We start from the raw sequence: 16961 nt of genomic DNA, 5'->3' as shown, positions 1-16961 counted from the left end.
AGCTGTTACTCATATGACACGGTAATTACACTGGTGTTATGAATCAAATTACCCAAGGATTAAGTGGGGCCGGTAGCATTCGAGCAAGCATAGCCATCCCGATTAATTGGCTCAGTTACCTAGCGGCCACACCATATGAAAATCATTCAGCCGTTGAGCTGGGGGTCGCAGGCGCTCAAGTTTTAAATTTGAGAGGCCCATCCACGCAGCGCTTCTGGCTAGGACGGGCCGACGGGTGACAGGCGCCCCTCGGCTCTTGATGAAGGGGCATAGAACTGGCACTGCCGGAGCAGAGAACAGCATCGGCATCGACCAGGGGCGTATTCTCGATATGCGCCGCATCAGACTTTCCCGGCTCAAAGCTGGGATACTGACCGCTGCGATCTCAGACCAAAAGATGGGTCTCGTCGATCACATGCATCGCTTTGCGTGACGTCCGCGTTTGCAAGCTACCCGCGGCAATTATCGGTGCCTTTTGGAAGACATCACGAGGAAGACCACATACTGCTCGACAATGACAGACTCAACTTGGTAATAGCCTATGTAGGAGGCGATAGCGGCGCGGCCATAAGGGGCGGCATTCAGAATGGCAATGGAGCTTCAAAACGCTGCGTATCGTCACACTTTTGGTCAGGGCCTCATATTCGCGGCAGAGAACGCGATCGCGATCGGCGGCATATCAGAGCGGACTGGTGGTTTTCCACAGCGACTGTAGTGATTTCGTAGCAGCACCACTGGGTCCCCCACAGACATTCGCTCAACTGGTGAAGTAGACGCCAACTGAATGTAAAAATTGTATGTGCTGTGGAAAAATTAAATCACTCGCTCATGTTGCTTTGAGCTGAGCCGAGAAGGCCGACTCAGCCCATTGTTGCATGACACGCTGTCAGGATCCTCCTCCCGTGTAAGGAGACATTATGATCCGGCTTACCCCTGTGGCAGCTACTCAGAAATAACTTTCTTGTCATTTATTACCATGTGAGCGGTTGTTTATTTTGGCTGGCATTCCGCGGAACTCTACCGCGTGAAGTCGCCCGTCTGGAGTACGAATTTTTATTTCATATGGCCTAACATTTCCCTTAAGTGTGTTATTTATAGCTTTATTATCCGAACGCTCTTTATTCATAGGGGCCACACTCACCACCTCGCCGCGCTTCAGCAGATCCAGCATTACTTGGTGACCATCCCCAACAGTGTGATCGTGCCGCATAGCACTTTCTTGTTCCGTGCCGGCGACGGCTGCGAAAGCTGCCGAAATTAGCGAAATCGTCACCAGTGCTTTACTAATTTGGTTCATCATTTATCCCTCTTCCCCGATTTGCGTTTAAAAAACTATTGCTCGCTTTCTGTCTCAAACATCCCAAGTATAAACTGCACGTCTAGGGTTCCCTTAGCAAAGGGAAGCCTAAGCATCGATGATTGTTGCAGGGTAAGTGCTGATACCTGCAACAACCATAATCGTATTAATATCGCGGAGGTGTCCGTTAAAGTGGTATCAGCCGTTTTTAACGCCTACTGGGGCACCGAGAAATTCGACCGAATGGACGACTCCGTCAGGGGTTTTAATTTTAATCTCATACGTTCTTACATCACTTCCGGACACTGGTGAATTACCCATTGGGGTCACGCTTAGCACTTGCCCGGTTTTTAGCAGATTGACCATCACTTCATGACCATCGCCAACAGTATGGTCGTGTCTCATGGGTTGATCGCCTTTATTTGCAGCGATGAGAAAAGGAGATGTAGCGGTTAGAACAAGGGCGATAACGAGCTTTTGCATGCTTTTCATTGTGCTTTCCTCAGTGTTGGGGCCTGATTTGAGTGTGGCGGGTGAATACTTACGGGATGCTGTCCCTAAAATTACATTGGCGTAACCTCAGTGACAGCCAACAAACGTTCAGCTCCTGCGCTTTGGAAACTGGAAACAGGTCTGAACGACCTGATCTTCCACAAATCGCAATTACTGGTTACCGCAAGGATCTCGATGTCGCCCCTTACCCCTTAAAGGCTTACCTCTTCTACATTCGACAGCGAATATCGAGGAGACATCCACAGTTCGACAGGTCGTACAGCGTCACCAGGCGCGCCGTGTTCCTCACCAAATCACGGAAGCGCGTCACGCAGCCAGACTGGCGCATGGTCACTTCGACTTGGAGCAGCGCTGCGCAAACCCGAGAGCGAGTAAACTTGGTGCAGATTACATTTTTGTAAGCTTTTTAAAAAAATCGAAACCTCACAGCCTCCCGGCTTGTCCGTTCTTAGGTAACACCGAGGGCTGATTATCAAATCTGAGCTCTCACAGTATTAGTAACGCAACTGCCCGGCATGATCGAAAAATACGCAGACTTTAGTCAATGCAATACTGTGGCAGCACATCACCAAGAGGAGTTGATATGAAAATGTCTTATTGGCGTTTCGCTGCGATGGTGGCCACATCAACCGCCATCATGTACGGCGTTATGTATTTGAATACTTACACGTTCGAGCATGTTTTATGGAGTGAGACCCGTGCTTGGATGGCGATAGTGATGGGATCCGTCATGGCGATTATCATGCTCGCCTTCATGCTCAATATGTACAAGAAAAAGGCGCTGAACGTAGCGATATTCGCAGGCGGAGCAGCTTCCTTTGCTATTGCCTTGTGGCTTGTTCGTAGTCAGGCAACTGTCGACGATACCGACTATATGAAGGCCATGATTCCTCACCATTCTATAGCCATCATGACGAGTGAGCGCGCTCAGATCTCAGACCCGCGCGTTCGCAAGCTGGCGGATCAAATAATTGAGGCTCAGCGCCGAGAGATTTCTGAAATGATGTTTCTGATTGATGATTTAGACAGGGCTAACTGACGCAAGGTATCGCGCGACTTTCTCGCTCCGGTCCATTCTTCTTGCAAAAGTGATGCTGCGATTCCGACGAGGTCATACGCTTATTAAGCGCGCTGACCTGAGCGGCCAGCACACGAAATAACCATTTATGACGTCGGTGTAGCAAGACGCTTGTCGCGGGAAAGCTCAACTACTGCGCCATTTCCTAACGTGCCCATTGCTTTTAGCTGCCATGTACGTGCACTTTGCCATCCGTATGAGTGTGGGTATTGGAGGATGGCTCGGCATGGTCGTCGGTAGCGCTGCTGCCTTTCGAGCTGGAGTTACTTCCATCATGGTGATCATCGCCGTTACTGCTCGCAGAATGGTGATCGGACTCTGACGCTGAGCCGCCGTGGTGGTCTGCTGCCGCTATACCGCGACGTCCAGGCTCTCCTCCAGCGGCAACATTGCCATGATGGTCAGAATTGCTACCATCTAGGCCATCGTGATTTCGCGTCTGACTCTCACCGCCACCGTGCTGGTGACCGCCACTGGCTGCGACGAGCGCCTGGTATTGCGTAGCGTCGATCTTGGGCAACTGGCTGAGGAAGGCAACCATGCCCCAGATATATTCGTCGCCCATGCTCTTGCCCCAGGCCGGCATGCCTGTTGCCTTGATTCCATGCTTGATGACCCAGAAGGCGGATGCGGGGCTTGCGTCAATGCCAATCTTGGCCAGGTTCGGAGGGGCTGGATACAGCGCCTGACTCAGCTCTGTTAGTTCGACACCGGGCGCCAGATGGCACCCAACGCACATGGCGTTGTAGTTCCCGGCGCCACCACGAATGAGATTCTCGTCATCTAGATCGGGAACCACAATGTCCTTGGAACGCGCTTCAATAGAGCGATCACGCGCCATTGAAAGGAACGCATACACGGCAGGGTGATGAGGATCGTCAGCTCCTACGTTAATCACTCCGGAATAGGCTCCAGCTAGTATTGCAGCAGTACCAGCAGCGCCTGCTACCAAGAGGGTTGTAATTGTTTTTTTCATATTAACCTCTAAAGCCACATTCGAATGCCGGCGACAAAGCGCACCTCTTCAACATCTTCTCCTTCGTCGCGCAGCATGTCTGCGGTATTACCGTATGAGCGACTCCAGGAAATCCCGATGTAGGGCGCAAATTCGCGAACGATTTCGTAGCGCAGGCGCAAACCCAGTTCAGTATTTGCCAGGCCCGAGCCCACTACTCTTTCAAAATCATTCTTGCCGTAGAAATTGGCTTCCGCAGTTGGTTGGAGGATCAGTCGATTGGTCAGCAGGATGTCATAATCGCCTTCTAAGCGAACTGCAGCCTGGCCCCCTTCGCCAACGAACGCAGTGGCCTCGGCTTCAAAATCGTAAAGCGCCAGACCTTGCATACCGATGGCAGCCCAGGTCTGTGGAGACTCGGGCTTGAAGTCTTGGCGAACGCCAGCAACGACGTCCCACCACGGGCCGACCGAATGCCCATACAACAGCTGCAGCTCGGCATCCTCGGTTACGCCGTTGGTACGCTCTCCCTCGGAACGAAACCAGACCCGATTGATATCGCCTCCCACCCAGCCTGAGGCATCCCAGGCCAGGGTGCTGCCCTCATCAGCGTCCTGATATTCAAGCTGATCGAGCAGGAAGAAGCTGTTGATGCCGCTATCGTGCACTGTATGTCCAGGCAGAGGCGCGAAGGCCGCTTGGCGATCGGCATCCGTGAGGACGGGGATCGGTGTACGACTGGTGGTTCTCGGGGAGCCATGGTTCATTTGGGAGTGATCCATGTTGCTGTGATCCATCCCTTCCATTTGCTCTTGCATGGCGCCGTGGCCCATCTTGCTATGGTCCAGCGGCATGGAGCCGCGGCCCATAGTCGAGATATCCATTCCTTCTGCGGCAAAGGTAAAGCCGCCGCTCAGTGCGCTCATTGACACCGCCAGGGCAATGAGCGATGGACGTGATAGCTTAATGGTCATGGTTCGAATCTGCCTCGGCATGGTCGCTGCCATGCTCACCGGTCATTTTTTGGTGGTCCATGCCTTCATGGTTCATCGAGCCGTGATCCATTTGCTGATTGGCTGGGCCTTGGCCTCGCACCTGAGGAGGCTGCTTCTCACTGGCAGCTTTGGAAGAGTCAACGGCGTGCCGTCCATGATCGCTGTGATTTTCTTCGGCCAGCGACACTGGGATATACAGGGCAGCCAAAAGGCTCAACATTGCGGCACTGCAGAAAAGGGGGTTTCGTATCGGGGAATTGCCCATTAGATATCTCCTTCACTCATCCACGCGAACTTCACGGAACATGCCCATTTCCATGTGGAGCAGCAGGTGGCAGTGATAGGCCCAGCGCCCTAGCGCATCTGCGGTTACGCGATAGCTGCGCTTCGAGCCAGGAGGTACATCAATGGTGTGTTTGCGAACTAGGAAGTTGCCGTTGTCATCCTCCAGATCGCTCCACATGCCATGAAGGTGGATGGGGTGGGTCATCATAGTGTCGTTGACTAAGGTGATACGAACACGCTCGCCATACTTCAATCGCAACGGTTCCGCGTCAGAGAACTCAATGCCATCGAATGACCAAGAAAACTTTTCCATGTGACCTGTGAGATGCAGCTCGATAGTACGACTCGGCTCGCGCCCATCCGGATCGAGGAAGGTGCTGTGCAGATCTGAGTAAGTCAGGACACGGCGACCGTTGTTGCGAAGCCCGATTCCCGGGTCATTTAGCTTGGGAGTTGGCGTCATGGTCTGCATGTCGACCAGAGGGTTATTGGTTTCGGAGGCCGGATGGGACTGCATCGCTCCACCCGTGCCTGCCATCGTTGAATGATCCATGCCAGCCATACTGTCGTGGTCCATACCTGCCATCTTGCTATGATCCTTGCCTGCCATGCCGCCCTGCATGGAGCCATGATCCATTCCCTCCATGCTGCCGTGATCCATTCCCATATCGCTCATGGAGATCAACGGGCGAGGATCAACTTCAGGAACAGGCGCGCTCAGCCCTTCGCGAACGGCCAGGGTGCCGCGTGAATAGCCGGTGCGGTCCATGGACTGCGCGAAGATGGTGTAGGCCTGCTCGCTATCGGGTTCGACTATTACATCGAAGGTTTCGGCCGCAGTAATACGGAACTCATCGACGCTAACAGGTTTGACGTACTGCCCATCGGCCGCCACCACCGTCATCTTTAGACCCGGGATACGGACATCGAAATAGGTCATGGCCGATGCATTGATGAAGCGCAGGCGGATTTTCTCACCCGGCTTGAAAATACCAGTCCAGTTGTTATCCGGCGCCTGGCCATTCATCAAGTAGGTGTAGGTATAGCCACTGACATCGGCAAGATCAGTCGGGCTCATTTTCATCTGGGCCCACATCTTCCGATCAGCGATCGCTGCGGACCACCCCATCTCGCTGACGTCATCGACGAAGTCGCCGACTGTGCGTTTGTGGAAGTTGTAGTAATCCGATTGCTTTTTGAGCTTGGCCAGAACCCGTTCCGGATCTTCGTCAGTCCAGTCACTTAGTAGCACCACGTAGTCGCGGTCGTAGCTGAACGGCTCCGGCTCTTTGGCATCGATCACCAGAGCACCATAGACGCCAGCCTGCTCCTGTAGTCCCGAGTGACTGTGGTACCAATAGGTGCCGTTCTGGTTAACCTTGAATTTGTACTCATACATGCCATCGGGGGCGATGCCGTGGAAACTCAGGCCAGGTACGCCATCCATGTTCGCCGGCAGGATGATGCCGTGCCAGTGAATCGAGGTATCGTCCTGCAGACGATTACGAACGCGCAGAGTCACGGTATCGCCTTCCCGCCAACGCAGGGTCGGCCCTGGAAGTGAGCCATTGATGGTCATCGCGGTACGAGCCGCGCCAGTAATATTTACCGGGGTTTCACCGATGAAAAGATCAAAATCGGTACCGGCCAGCACGTTGGCCTGACCGGGACTGGTCACGGCCCAGACCGGCATACGCCACATGCCTAAGCCGCCGAGAATACCGGTGGCGGCTAGACCCTTGATGAAAGTGCGCCTTGTGGTTTTGCTTTGCATCCCGTTATGTCCATTAATCAGATGAGCCAGTGGTGAGCAACCCGGTCTCAGATTCGTTGACTGCCCGCCCCTGCCAAGCCGGAGTACTCGGCAACGCATGAAAACAGGAGCATTGTTCGATCCCCTCGAAATATCCGTCAATTCGGTTTCCGTTTGAACGGAGTGCTTTGTTCTTCAGGCACGACGCCAACTTAACTGCGGCATCCTGTCACAGGCCTTAGCGAAACATTACAGTTCTGTCAGGTACCGTTTTTTCTGACTGTTAAGTTCCGGTGTGACTGTTCAACAAATGGCTGACTTCAGTCGTCACCGATTTTGATAGTGGAACATCGTTAAAACGATCAAGTCATTGCCCACTTCCGGAAGCGACCAGGTTGCATGCTTTACATTCGGTCGTCGGCTAGACGCAGTCGTTCCAGAAAACTCTCGGCGTCGGTTTAACCAATCGTGCGAAGGTCCTGCCACTCATCACCACTGGGGGCAAACAATTGCAGACCGGCGGGCTAAACAGCTTATAGCGATCAAGCAGCGCGCGTTGCTCGGCATCGCTACGCGTCATATCGAAGCGCACCAGCCGGTAATCAGCCAGCTGTTCGCGCACGGAGGGCACTTCGAGTATTTCTCGTTCGATTACCCGCCGCGTCAGGATAGTTGTCGTGTGAGTTGATTCGATGAGTCTTGGTCGGTGGGCGGAAGTGAGAGCCGTGTGGCGCGTTATTCGATAGAGCATCGGGAGTGGGTGGTGCGGCAGATGATGCCAACGAGCTCTCCGCCAAGCCATTCAAATGGAACAAAACGGCTGAATCGATCATCAGCTCAGTCCACAAAGCTAAACTTGGCGCGATGAAAAATAGATTATTGAACTAACCGCTCAGGCCACTAGGGTCCCGACTACGTAAGGCCGACAATGCCGGTTTCAGGATTTTCATCTTGGTATCGGCCACGCGTCTGAATGTGCTTGGAACGAGGCGCTCCTCGCCGTGCTGAATAGCAAAACGCTGGCCTAGGATAACTAGCTTAACCAGGAAATCGGTGACACCCTGAGTCAAATCATAGAGTACGTCGAGTAACTCATCCGTCAGCGGACTAACTTCACGGCACCATTGATAGGCCCACAAGGACTCAACCAACATCTTCCAGAAAGGATCGTCCTTCTCGAACCTTTCAAACTCTATAACGCCAAGACCACATCCACGTCGAGCATTTCGAAGCACGTCCGAAAACAGGCTGATCATTGAGTTAGTCCCAATGAACACAACGGGGATGCCAATCGAATTGATCAGGTTGACAAAGAAATTGAGCATGTTGTCTTTTCCACCGGCTCGAGCCGATCGAAGATGCTGAATTTCGTCGATTAGCAATGCGCCTATAAAATAGGTACTCGCGACCTGTTCCATACGTTGAATCGTGTCGGGTAAGCCACTCCGAGAGCGGTAGCTGTTTGCATATCGGTCTTGTCCAATAGCCTGATCCACTGCTCGGAAGAACGCCCGGCACAAACCGCTTAGCGATCCATCGAACGGGCAATCCAGCTTTAACCAAGTGATTTGAGTTTGTACAAACTGACGCTTTCCGTAGCGTTCATGGAGAACTGTCTGCGGATAAAGACGAAGGATTGATTCAAGTGCCGTCGATTTTCCGATCCCACTCAACCCAACCAAGCTGAAGGTCGTTGCAGTGGACCGAAACCCATCAGATGTCCTTCTGCTCGTTGAAAGCGAGTGAAGGTGTCTTACGGTCGTCGGCGAAAGCGGATTACGCCCTACATATCCACTACGAATCAAAGAAGAAAGAGTTGATTCCAGTTCAAGATGTACCGGCAAAGGCTGAACGACCGTACGTAAGCGATCGATGCAGTGAAGGCGGACCGCGCTATCGAGTTCGCGCTCATGCTCGTTCACAGGCGGAAAATTCATGATCAACGAGGCCGCATCGCTCTCACAGAGGATTGGCGGTAACGCCTCTATCAACGGGTTCCCTTGGAACTCCAAAACAGGCGATTCCTCATACCGCGCGACCGCATGCGTAAGTACGGTCATTTTTTAGCTCCTGGACGAAGCCGACTCAGCAGGTCAATGACCTCGGCGCTGCGGGCACCCGCGTAATTTTCCGCAACACCAACGCTAGAAATCGCGTCGGATTGCGGCGGGACAGAAGATCGCAAGTCATCCGGTACGAACGAATCCTTACGTTCTTGCAAGCGTTCGTTAGCTCTATTACTACGAATGTTACCCATCTTTTCAGACTTGGACGAAACTTGAGTTGTTAAGGATTTATCTTTTTTCGCAGCTTTAACGACACCAGATATTTCTCCATCTAGCGAGACTTTACCGACTAGCTTGGTGTACTTGCTGTCTGGGGATTCTTGTTTGATGATGGCGAGCATGTCTATAACTTCATCAAACCGGTACCCGTGATAGCGAATTTCAGATTTCCTTAGATCACAGCGTAGAAATTTACCTTGATTATTTTGGATCCAAATATGCTCAGTGCTGTTAGGGTCATACCAACAAAGAATGCTGCTAACCCCTCTATGTCTTGCTCTAGCAAACCAGTTCTGCTCAACGGCCAAGTCACAAATGTAAAACATACCCTTGAACTTAATCCCTCCCTTTTGTATAGAACCCCTATCTCGGGGTAAAAGATGTAGGTAGATAAGTTCGTCAGCCTGGGTATTTTCATCGATTCGATCATTCCGGAGCGCCCAACTCCATATACCTATTGGGGTAGGTTCCACCTGATCGGCTATCATTTCTTTGGTAAGGCGGTCGGGCTGCCGATTGTGCTTATTATAATGGAGTATTCCCTGAATAATAATCTTCGTGAACTCTGCCAAATTGAGCGTAGCATCCAGCCTATAATCACGCTCTCCCCGTTCTTTATTCCTCTTACGCACTGCACCGGGGATCCAATGTATTTGGGTAGTAACGTTCAGAACTTTGAAACTGCTCTCTACGATAGCCTTCCAGTCCGGTCGATAAGGAGGAGCTATACCAAGGTTTATCCTGAGCCCTGAGGCCAGGCCTTCTGCAGCCTGCCCCAACATCTCGCCTCTGTCAGCAAAGATTTCATGAGGTAAGTGGTGGCAAGGCCATTCGTCCGGAGTAATATCAACACCATTATCCGCGCAAAATTCCTTCTTCTGAGTAAACGCATTAAACAGTGCCTGACGGGCACCGTTCCAACTCGGCCCTTCAAGGCCTACATAAACACCAGTGATCATCCCTGAGAAAGTATCAATTATCACATAAATGACAGGACGGCCAATAATCCAGTCTCGACTGTATCGACTGACCAGATATATATCTGCCACAGTAGCGTCTATTTCAAACAAATGGCAAGGACCACGAAGGCCATCTCGAACAGTACCAATTAACGGGCGATGATCCTTTTGCCAATTTCGCTCACCGCTTCTTCCTCTAAGAACAGTAATATCGTCATACGCTTTGTGCCCCCAATATGCGAACTGCCTAGCCGTTGGTAGTTCATTTGCGGGGAGCAGTGGTGGCTCTATACAATATCCTGGCTGCGTTTTTGATGTATAAAAACGCCTGAGCATTTTTATGTAAGCATCAGTGATAGTGCCTACTTTTCCGGTTGCAAATAAAGAAAAGCCTACCTTTATGCAGTTCTTGTCGGCCTCCGTCAGTACCTTTGACTGAGTATCAGCTTCCACCCCTTGAAAATAAACTTTGCGGCCGGGTTTTTTTCCATCCCTATACTGTTTGTTCTTACCTGGACCTCCAGAGTTAAAACGATCAGGTAGTAACGCGTTACGTACCTGGCCGTTCATCCAGTATCGGTACAGTAGTCGATATATAGTTTTTTTGTGTATTTCTAACTTTAGCGCTTGGTCAGCTATTAAGCGCCCCATAGCTCCAGGCTGAAATATCTCTCCCGGAATTTCCGTCTCAATCAAATTCTGGATACGCCGCCAGTTTTTATCACGAAAATATTTCTCTTTTTCAGAAAGATCTTCTTCAATCCGCAACATAAAGGGGCTAGGTACGATAGTTGCCGTCTTTATATCACCATTATCCAAAATACTTCTTAGCTCTGACAAACGCATCACCCAAGGTCTTTTGGGTGTCTCTGTCATGTCAAAAAGTACGACCTGATCGCTTATAGCATCCAGCCAAAGCACCCTGGCCAATCGTTGCAACTCTGTGGTTTCGGTAACTGGTTCAATTACGTCGTTGATATTTAGATATGACATCAGCTAGCCCTGCTCTCATATCTATAATCTTCGGCGGGGTACAAGACATTTGCGATTATCAAAACACTCTTCATCGTTAGCCGCTCGGCTACTAGATTAAGAGTTATATACTTATTCCAGACTAGGTGCATAAATATGTTTTTGGCGTCGCTATAAGGGATAAATAGCGAATTAGCAATACTCCTGAGCATACGCTCAAGAGGCCATTGAAACTCTCGCATGCTATTAACCTCATCGAGGAAACTAACGATCAATGTACGTTGCTGTAGCTCCCTTTTTAGCGCAGCCCCTTTTCGAAACCAATCTAAGTTACTGCTCAGGATTGCAGGTATGTTTTTTTCCGTAACGACGGTCCAGTCAATGTCGCGACTTTTCCAAAATTCTCGTTCTATCTTCAACTTTTCTAAAGTGCGCTTAAGTCCTCGGCCCGAGTCAAATGAATCAGAGTATTTGATTGTACGCGCAACTAACCTGCTGCTTCCGTCAGGCTGACGCAGCGTGATTAAGAAATCGGTGGTCATCACCAAAGGAACTTTTGTTCCCGGATAAACCGGGTAAGAGATATTCAACGCGTTAGCAATCGATTGCGCTGACGATTGAGGCAAAAGGGGATATTGCTCTCTGATATCTATTACCCGGTCAGAAAACTCAAGCAGAAGTAGGTAGCCATATTCCAAATCAGAAAGAAGGTGATGAAGACGATTGACCTTGGTTCCATGTATCTTGCGAGACCGCCCGTGAGATGGAACATCCTGCACCCGTAGCCATGGTACGTAGTGCTCTAGACTCCCTTGCCCAAAACCTTTTTCGATATGCCGATCAATGTCGGACTGGGTTCTAAAGCTACGACCTCGCAAACAAGCCTCCCGGTGCCTTCAGCCACACCCATCATCCAAAGTTTGAAAATTCGCTCAAAAGTCCTAGGACACTTCACTGGCTGTGGATAAGTTTTAAAACGCGAAGACAGATTAGCTCCGTTTGGTCAGCGTATACGTGATTCCAGATAGGCGGGCGAGCAGCCTCTGATAAAGTGTTGTAAATCAGAGGCTTACCTTTTGTCATATAATTTTGTCTGCTGTCAAAATATTTTGTCTTTTGACAATATTTTTTGGCAAAAACCAACACGCTCTCTGGCGCGTTTGCCGGTCATTCCACCGTGACGGACTTGGCGAGGTTGCGTGGCTGGTCGACATCGGTACCGCGCAACACGGCAACGTAATACGACAGCAGTTGCAGCGGCAGGGTATAGAGGATCGGCGCCAGAGCATCGTGGATATGCGGCATGTTCACCACGAAGATCCCTTCACCGTTGTCGAACCCGGCTTCACGATCGGCAAAGACGATCAGCTCGCCACCACGGGCGCGCACTTCCTGCAGGTTGGACTTGAGCTTCTCGAGCAACTCGTTGTTCGGCGCCACCGTGACCACCGGCATGTCGGCGTCCACCAGGGCCAGCGGGCCGTGCTTGAGCTCACCGGCCGGGTAGGCCTCGGCATGGATGTAGGAGATTTCCTTGAGCTTGAGCGCCCCCTCCATCGCCACCGGATACTGAGCGCCGCGGCCGAGGAACAGGGTGTGATGCTTCTCGGCGAAGTGCTCGGAAATCTTCTCCACCGTAGCGTCCATCGCCAGCGCCTCGCCCAGGCGGGTCGGCAGCCGGCGCAGCTCGTCGACCAGTTCGGCCTCCAGCGCAGGGGAAAGCGTGCCCCGGACCTGGCCCAGCGACAGCGTCAGCAACAGCAGACCAACCAGCTGGGTGGTGAAGGCCTTGGTCGAAGCCACGCCGATTTCCGGGCCGGCCTGGGTGAGCAGGGTCAGGTCCGATTCGCGCACCAGCGAACTGATGCCGACGTTGCAGATCGCCAGGCTCGCCAGATAGCGACCTTCCTGCTCGGAGCGCGCCTTGGCGTTACGCAGCGCTGCCAGCGAATCGGCCGTCTCGCCGGACTGGGAGATGGTGACGAACAGGGTGTCCGGCTGCACCACCACCTTGCGGTAGCGGAATTCGCTGGCAACCTCGACCTGACAGGGTATGCCGGCCAGTTCCTCCAGCCAGTAACGCGCGACCATGCCGGCGTGATAGCTGGTGCCACAGGCGACGATCTGCACATTGCGCACTTTGGCGAACAGCTCGGCGGCTTGCGGTCCGAACGCCTGCACCAGGACCTGATGATCGCCTAGCCGGCCTTCCAGAGTGCGCTGCACCACCTTCGGCTGCTCGTGAATCTCCTTGAGCATGAAGTGGCGGTACTCGCCCTTGTCCGCCGCCTCGGCACCTTCGTGGTACTGCACGGCCTCGCGCTGCACCGGCTGGCCGTCGACATCCCAGATCTGCACCGCATCGCGGCGGATTTCGGCGATGTCGCCCTCTTCCAGATACATGAAACGGTCGGTGACCTGACGCAGCGCCAGCTGGTCCGAGGCGAGGAAGTTTTCGCCCAGGCCCAGACCGATCACCAGCGGGCTGCCGCTGCGCGCGGCGAGCAGGCGATCCGGTTGCCGCGCACTGATCACCGCCAGTCCGTAGGCGCCATGCAGTTCCTTGACCGCCGCCTTCAGCGCAGCGGTGAGGTCGCCGAGCGAATCGAGCTTGTGGTGCAGCAGGTGCACGATGACTTCGGTGTCGGTATCCGAGACGAATACGTAACCCATCTCCTTGAGCTGAGCCCGCAGCGCCTCGTGGTTCTCGATGATGCCGTTGTGCACCACGGCCAGATCATCACCGGAGAAATGCGGATGGGCATTGCGCTCGCAGGGCGCGCCATGGGTTGCCCAGCGGGTATGCGCAATGCCCAGGCGGCCGGCCAGCTGCGTGTGTTGCTGAGCCTGCTCCAGTTCGGCGACCTTGCCATTACGGCGCAGACGCTCGAGTGTGCCGTTCTCGTCCAGCACGGCAACGCCGGCACTGTCATAGCCACGGTATTCCAGGCGCTTGAGGCCCTCGAGAAGGATCGCGGTGATGTTGCGTTCGGCGACGGCGCCAACGATGCCACACATGCTCAGGTCTCCAGATTGGTTTCGACGGCCACGCAGATCAGTTTGACGCCGCGGGCCAGGATGCTGCTGCGCGCCTCGTCGCTGAGGCGCTCATCGGTGATCAGGGTGTGCACGCTGCTCCAGGGCAGCTCAAGATTGGGGATGCGCCGACCGATCTTGTCGGCCTCGGCGAGCACGATGACTTCACGGGCGACGTCGGCCATCACGCGGGACAACCCCAGCAGCTCGTTGAAGGTGGTGGTGCCGCGCTCCAGATCGATACCGTCGGCGCCGATGAACAGCTGGTCGAAGTCGTAGGAACGCAGGACCTGCTCGGCCACCTGGCCCTGGAACGACTCCGAATGCGGGTCCCAGGTGCCGCCAGTCATCAGCAGCACCGGCTCGTGTTCCAGCTCGCGCAGGGCATTGACCACATTCAGCGAATTGGTCATCACCACCAGCCCGTACTTGTGGCCGAGCTGAGGAATCATCGCCGCCGTGGTGGTGCCGCTGTCGATGATGATCCGCGCGTGCTCGCGGATGCAGCCAACCGCAGCACGGGCGATCGCCTGCTTCCAGGGCGAAACGGGCTGCACGCTGTCGCCGATCAGCTCCTGAGGCAGCGGAACCGCACCGCCGTAGCGGCGCAGTAACAGGCCATTTTTCTCCAGCGCAGCGAGGTCCTTGCGGATGGTGACTTCCGAGGTTTCGAAGCGCCGCGACAGCTCATCCACACTGACCTCGCCGAGCTCGTTGAGCAAGGCGAGGATCGCATGACGACGTTGTGGGGTGTTGCGCTTCGACATAGATATGTTTCGATTCGAAAGATAACGGCGCGAATCAAAACATAAGTGCTTATGAGCTGCAAGCTGCTGGCGATCCGGCGTCGCCCACCGCCAGCGGGGAGCAGGCCGGCATCCCGCGCCAAACGCGGATCTACGACTGCTTCTTCGGTCGCTGCCAGCCTTCGATATTGCGCTGGCGACCGCGGCCGAGGCCCAGGGTATGGGCCGGCACGTCCTCGGTGATCGTCGAACCGGCGCCGGTCGTTGCGCCATCACCGAGATTCAGCGGTGCAACCAGCGAACTGTTGGAGCCGATGAAAACGTCCTCGCCCATCACCGTCCTGAATTTGTTGGCGCCATCGTAGTTGCAAGTGATGGTACCGGCACCGATGTTGGTCCGCGCGCCGATCTCGGCGTCACCGAGGTAGCTGAGATGCCCGGCCTTGGCGCCATCGCCGAGGGTCGCGTTCTTCAGCTCGACGAAGTTGCCGACATGCGCCTTGGCGCCAAGCACGCTGCCTGGACGCAGGCGAGCGAACGGACCACAATCGGCGCCTTCGCCGACCACCGCTCCCTCGAGGTGAGAGTTGGCCTTGACCACCGCGCCTCGGCGCAGGGTGCTGTCCTTGATCACGCAGTTCGGTCCGATCTGCACGTCGTCTTCGATGACCACCGTGCCTTCGAGCACCACATTCACGTCGATCAGCACGTCTCGCCCGACCTCCACCTCACCACGCAGATCGAAACGTGCCGGGTCGCGCAGCGTCACGCCCAGGGCCATCAAACGACGAGCGGCACGCTGCTGGTAATGGCGTTCCAGCTCGGCCAGCTGGATACGGTCGTTGGCGCCTTGCACTTCCATGGCGTCCAGCGGCTGCTCGGTGGCCACGCGCAGACCGTCGGCCACAGCCATGGCGATGACGTCAGTCAGGTAGTACTCGCCCTGGGCATTGCTGTTGGACAGGCGACCCAGCCATTCGCCGATACGGCTGCCCGGTACGGCGAGAATCCCGGTATTGCCCTCGCGGATCGCCTTCTGCTCGTCGCTGGCATCCTTGTGCTCGACGATAGCCCGCACTTCGCCGCGTGCGTCGCGGACGATGCGTCCATAGCCGGTTGGGTCGTCAAGCTTCACCGTCAGCAGCGCGAGTTGCTCCGGCCCGACCTTCTGCAACAGCCGCTGCAGGGTGTCGGCTTCGATCAGTGGTACGTCACCGTAAAGGATCAGCACGCGCTCGGCCGACAGATTCGGCAACGCCTGGGCTACAGCATGGCCGGTTCCCAGCTGCTCGGCCTGAACGACGAAGGCGAGATCATCGCCGGCCAGTCGCTGGCGCACCTGCTCGGCACCGTGGCCAATAACCACCTGGATGCTTTTCGGCTGCAATGCACGCGCGGTGTCGATCACGTGCCCGAGCATGGATTTTCCGGCGACCGGATGCAGAACCTTGGGCAGCGCCGAACGCATGCGCGTGCCCTGGCCAGCGGCGAGAATGACGATATCGAGAGACATGAAGCGATTCCTGAGCGGTATCGGCCCGTCAGCTCACCCGTACATAAGAGTGCAGCTGGTATCAGCGCCGACAAATGGCAGAAAAAGAAAAAGGGTAGCCAAGGCTACCCTTTTACTCGTGCGCGATGAAGTCGCTTGCCGATCAGTGTCGGCCGTACTTCTTGCGCATTGCCTCGATGGTTCGCAGCTGGGCTGCGGCCTCGGCCAGGCGAGCGGCGGCGGAGCCGTAATCGAACTCCGCGCCCTTCTCGTGCAGGGCCTTCTCGGCAGCTTTGACGGCAGCCTGAGCGGCAGCTTCGTCGATGTCCTTGGCGCGCGTAGCGGTATCGGCGAGAACCTTCACCATGTTCGGCTGCACTTCGATGAAGCCGCCGGAGATGTAGAAGATCTCCTCGTCACCACCCTGCTTGATCACTCGAACCGGACCCGGCTTGAGATCAGTCAGCAGCGGCGCGTGACCCGGCAGAACGCCGATGTCACCCAGGTTGCCGTGGGCGACGACCATTTCCACCAGCCCCGAGAACAGCTCTTCTTCCGCACTGACGATGTCGCAATGCACTGTCATAGCCATGTT

14 protein-coding genes and 1 pseudogene are annotated in these 16961 nt (G+C 54.5%); 1 reads left to right on the top strand and 14 read right to left on the bottom strand.

The features are described from left to right. Positions 1-964: 964 nt before the first annotated feature. The gene (locus CW305_RS23240; RefSeq protein WP_011914422.1) at positions 965-1300 is read right to left on the bottom strand and encodes a hypothetical protein; all 336 of its coding nucleotides are present in this window, start codon (positions 1298-1300) and stop codon (positions 965-967) included. Positions 1301-1495: 195 nt separating this feature from the next. Next, on the bottom strand, positions 1496-1789 hold the full coding sequence (locus tag CW305_RS23235; RefSeq protein ID WP_011914423.1) for a hypothetical protein: 294 nt from the start codon (positions 1787-1789) through the stop codon (positions 1496-1498). Between the two features lie 604 nt (positions 1790-2393). Here CW305_RS23235 and CW305_RS14945 point away from each other — a divergent pair. Next, positions 2394-2849, top strand: a complete 456-nt coding sequence (locus CW305_RS14945; protein WP_020307709.1) for a DUF305 domain-containing protein — start codon at positions 2394-2396, stop codon at positions 2847-2849. Between the two features lie 202 nt (positions 2850-3051). On the opposite strand, the gene CW305_RS14940 is transcribed toward CW305_RS14945, so the two are convergent. The 12 genes and pseudogenes from CW305_RS14940 to CW305_RS14885 form a co-directional block, all read right to left on the bottom strand. Next, positions 3052-3864: a c-type cytochrome gene (locus CW305_RS14940; RefSeq protein WP_020307708.1), complete on the bottom strand. Its 813-nt coding sequence runs from the start codon at positions 3862-3864 to the stop codon at positions 3052-3054. An 8-nt stretch (positions 3865-3872) separates the two neighbouring features. Further along, entirely contained in the window at positions 3873-4817 is a 945-nt protein-coding gene (locus CW305_RS14935; RefSeq protein ID WP_037004932.1) for a copper resistance protein B, read from the bottom strand. Then, positions 4807-5103: a hypothetical protein gene (locus tag CW305_RS14930; protein WP_080902054.1), complete on the bottom strand. Its 297-nt coding sequence runs from the start codon at positions 5101-5103 to the stop codon at positions 4807-4809. Before CW305_RS14930 ends, CW305_RS14935 begins: the two co-directional genes overlap by 11 nt. Before the next feature lie 12 nt (positions 5104-5115). Next, the gene (locus tag CW305_RS14925; RefSeq protein ID WP_044313815.1) at positions 5116-6897 is read right to left on the bottom strand and encodes a copper resistance system multicopper oxidase; all 1782 of its coding nucleotides are present in this window, start codon (positions 6895-6897) and stop codon (positions 5116-5118) included. Between the two features lie 400 nt (positions 6898-7297). Continuing rightward, positions 7298-7498 (bottom strand): hypothetical protein, encoded by a 201-nt coding sequence (locus CW305_RS23735; protein WP_245891000.1) that lies wholly within the window; start codon positions 7496-7498, stop codon positions 7298-7300. 277 nt (positions 7499-7775) lie between these two features. Continuing rightward, positions 7776-8936, bottom strand: a pseudogene (locus CW305_RS14915) (ATP-binding protein); the annotation flags it as partial. Further along, positions 8933-11113: a Mu transposase C-terminal domain-containing protein gene (locus tag CW305_RS14910; protein WP_104098267.1), complete on the bottom strand. Its 2181-nt coding sequence runs from the start codon at positions 11111-11113 to the stop codon at positions 8933-8935. The gene CW305_RS14910 and the pseudogene CW305_RS14915, both read right to left, overlap by 4 nt. Next, a complete protein-coding gene (locus tag CW305_RS14905; RefSeq protein WP_104098266.1) occupies positions 11113-11970 on the bottom strand; it encodes a TnsA endonuclease N-terminal domain-containing protein in 858 nt (285 codons plus the stop codon). The genes CW305_RS14910 and CW305_RS14905 overlap by 1 nt, the downstream gene beginning before the upstream one ends. Before the next feature lie 289 nt (positions 11971-12259). Then, positions 12260-14110 carry a glutamine--fructose-6-phosphate transaminase (isomerizing) gene (gene glmS, locus CW305_RS14900; RefSeq protein ID WP_104098265.1) on the bottom strand — a complete coding sequence of 617 codons (1851 nt, stop codon included), beginning with the start codon at positions 14108-14110 and terminating at the stop codon, positions 12260-12262. Positions 14111-14112: 2 nt separating this feature from the next. Further along, positions 14113-14895, bottom strand: a complete 783-nt coding sequence (locus tag CW305_RS14895) for a DeoR/GlpR family DNA-binding transcription regulator (protein WP_104098264.1) — start codon at positions 14893-14895, stop codon at positions 14113-14115. Positions 14896-15025: 130 nt separating this feature from the next. Further along, positions 15026-16387 carry a bifunctional UDP-N-acetylglucosamine diphosphorylase/glucosamine-1-phosphate N-acetyltransferase GlmU gene (gene glmU, locus CW305_RS14890; RefSeq protein ID WP_104098263.1) on the bottom strand — a complete coding sequence of 454 codons (1362 nt, stop codon included), beginning with the start codon at positions 16385-16387 and terminating at the stop codon, positions 15026-15028. A 142-nt stretch (positions 16388-16529) separates the two neighbouring features. Then, positions 16530-16958 (bottom strand): F0F1 ATP synthase subunit epsilon, encoded by a 429-nt coding sequence (locus CW305_RS14885; protein WP_003303687.1) that lies wholly within the window; start codon positions 16956-16958, stop codon positions 16530-16532. Positions 16959-16961 lie beyond the last annotated feature (3 nt).

It is taken from the genome of Stutzerimonas kunmingensis, from assembly GCF_002929225.1.
Lineage (GTDB): Bacteria > Pseudomonadota > Gammaproteobacteria > Pseudomonadales > Pseudomonadaceae > Stutzerimonas.
This window is presented reverse-complemented; position numbering and strand designations above follow the sequence as displayed.

What these genes read in the sequence shown, in the direction of transcription:
- CW305_RS23240 (WP_011914422.1), bottom strand. Translation starts at nt 1,300, where the DNA reads ATGATGAACCAAATTAGTAAAGCACTGGTGACGATTTCGCTAATTTCG.
- CW305_RS23235 (WP_011914423.1), bottom strand. Translation starts at nt 1,789, where the DNA reads ATGAAAAGCATGCAAAAGCTCGTTATCGCCCTTGTTCTAACCGCTACA.
- CW305_RS14945 (WP_020307709.1), top strand. Translation starts at nt 2,394, where the DNA reads ATGAAAATGTCTTATTGGCGTTTCGCTGCGATGGTGGCCACATCAACC.
- CW305_RS14940 (WP_020307708.1), bottom strand. Translation starts at nt 3,864, where the DNA reads ATGAAAAAAACAATTACAACCCTCTTGGTAGCAGGCGCTGCTGGTACT.
- CW305_RS14935 (WP_037004932.1), bottom strand. Translation starts at nt 4,817, where the DNA reads ATGACCATTAAGCTATCACGTCCATCGCTCATTGCCCTGGCGGTGTCA.
- CW305_RS14930 (WP_080902054.1), bottom strand. Translation starts at nt 5,103, where the DNA reads ATGGGCAATTCCCCGATACGAAACCCCCTTTTCTGCAGTGCCGCAATG.
- CW305_RS14925 (WP_044313815.1), bottom strand. Translation starts at nt 6,897, where the DNA reads ATGCAAAGCAAAACCACAAGGCGCACTTTCATCAAGGGTCTAGCCGCC.
- CW305_RS14910 (WP_104098267.1), bottom strand. Translation starts at nt 11,113, where the DNA reads ATGTCATATCTAAATATCAACGACGTAATTGAACCAGTTACCGAAACC.
- glmS (WP_104098265.1), bottom strand. Translation starts at nt 14,110, where the DNA reads ATGTGTGGCATCGTTGGCGCCGTCGCCGAACGCAACATCACCGCGATC.
- CW305_RS14895 (WP_104098264.1), bottom strand. Translation starts at nt 14,895, where the DNA reads ATGTCGAAGCGCAACACCCCACAACGTCGTCATGCGATCCTCGCCTTG.
- glmU (WP_104098263.1), bottom strand. Translation starts at nt 16,387, where the DNA reads ATGTCTCTCGATATCGTCATTCTCGCCGCTGGCCAGGGCACGCGCATG.
- CW305_RS14885 (WP_003303687.1), bottom strand. Translation starts at nt 16,958, where the DNA reads ATGGCTATGACAGTGCATTGCGACATCGTCAGTGCGGAAGAAGAGCTG.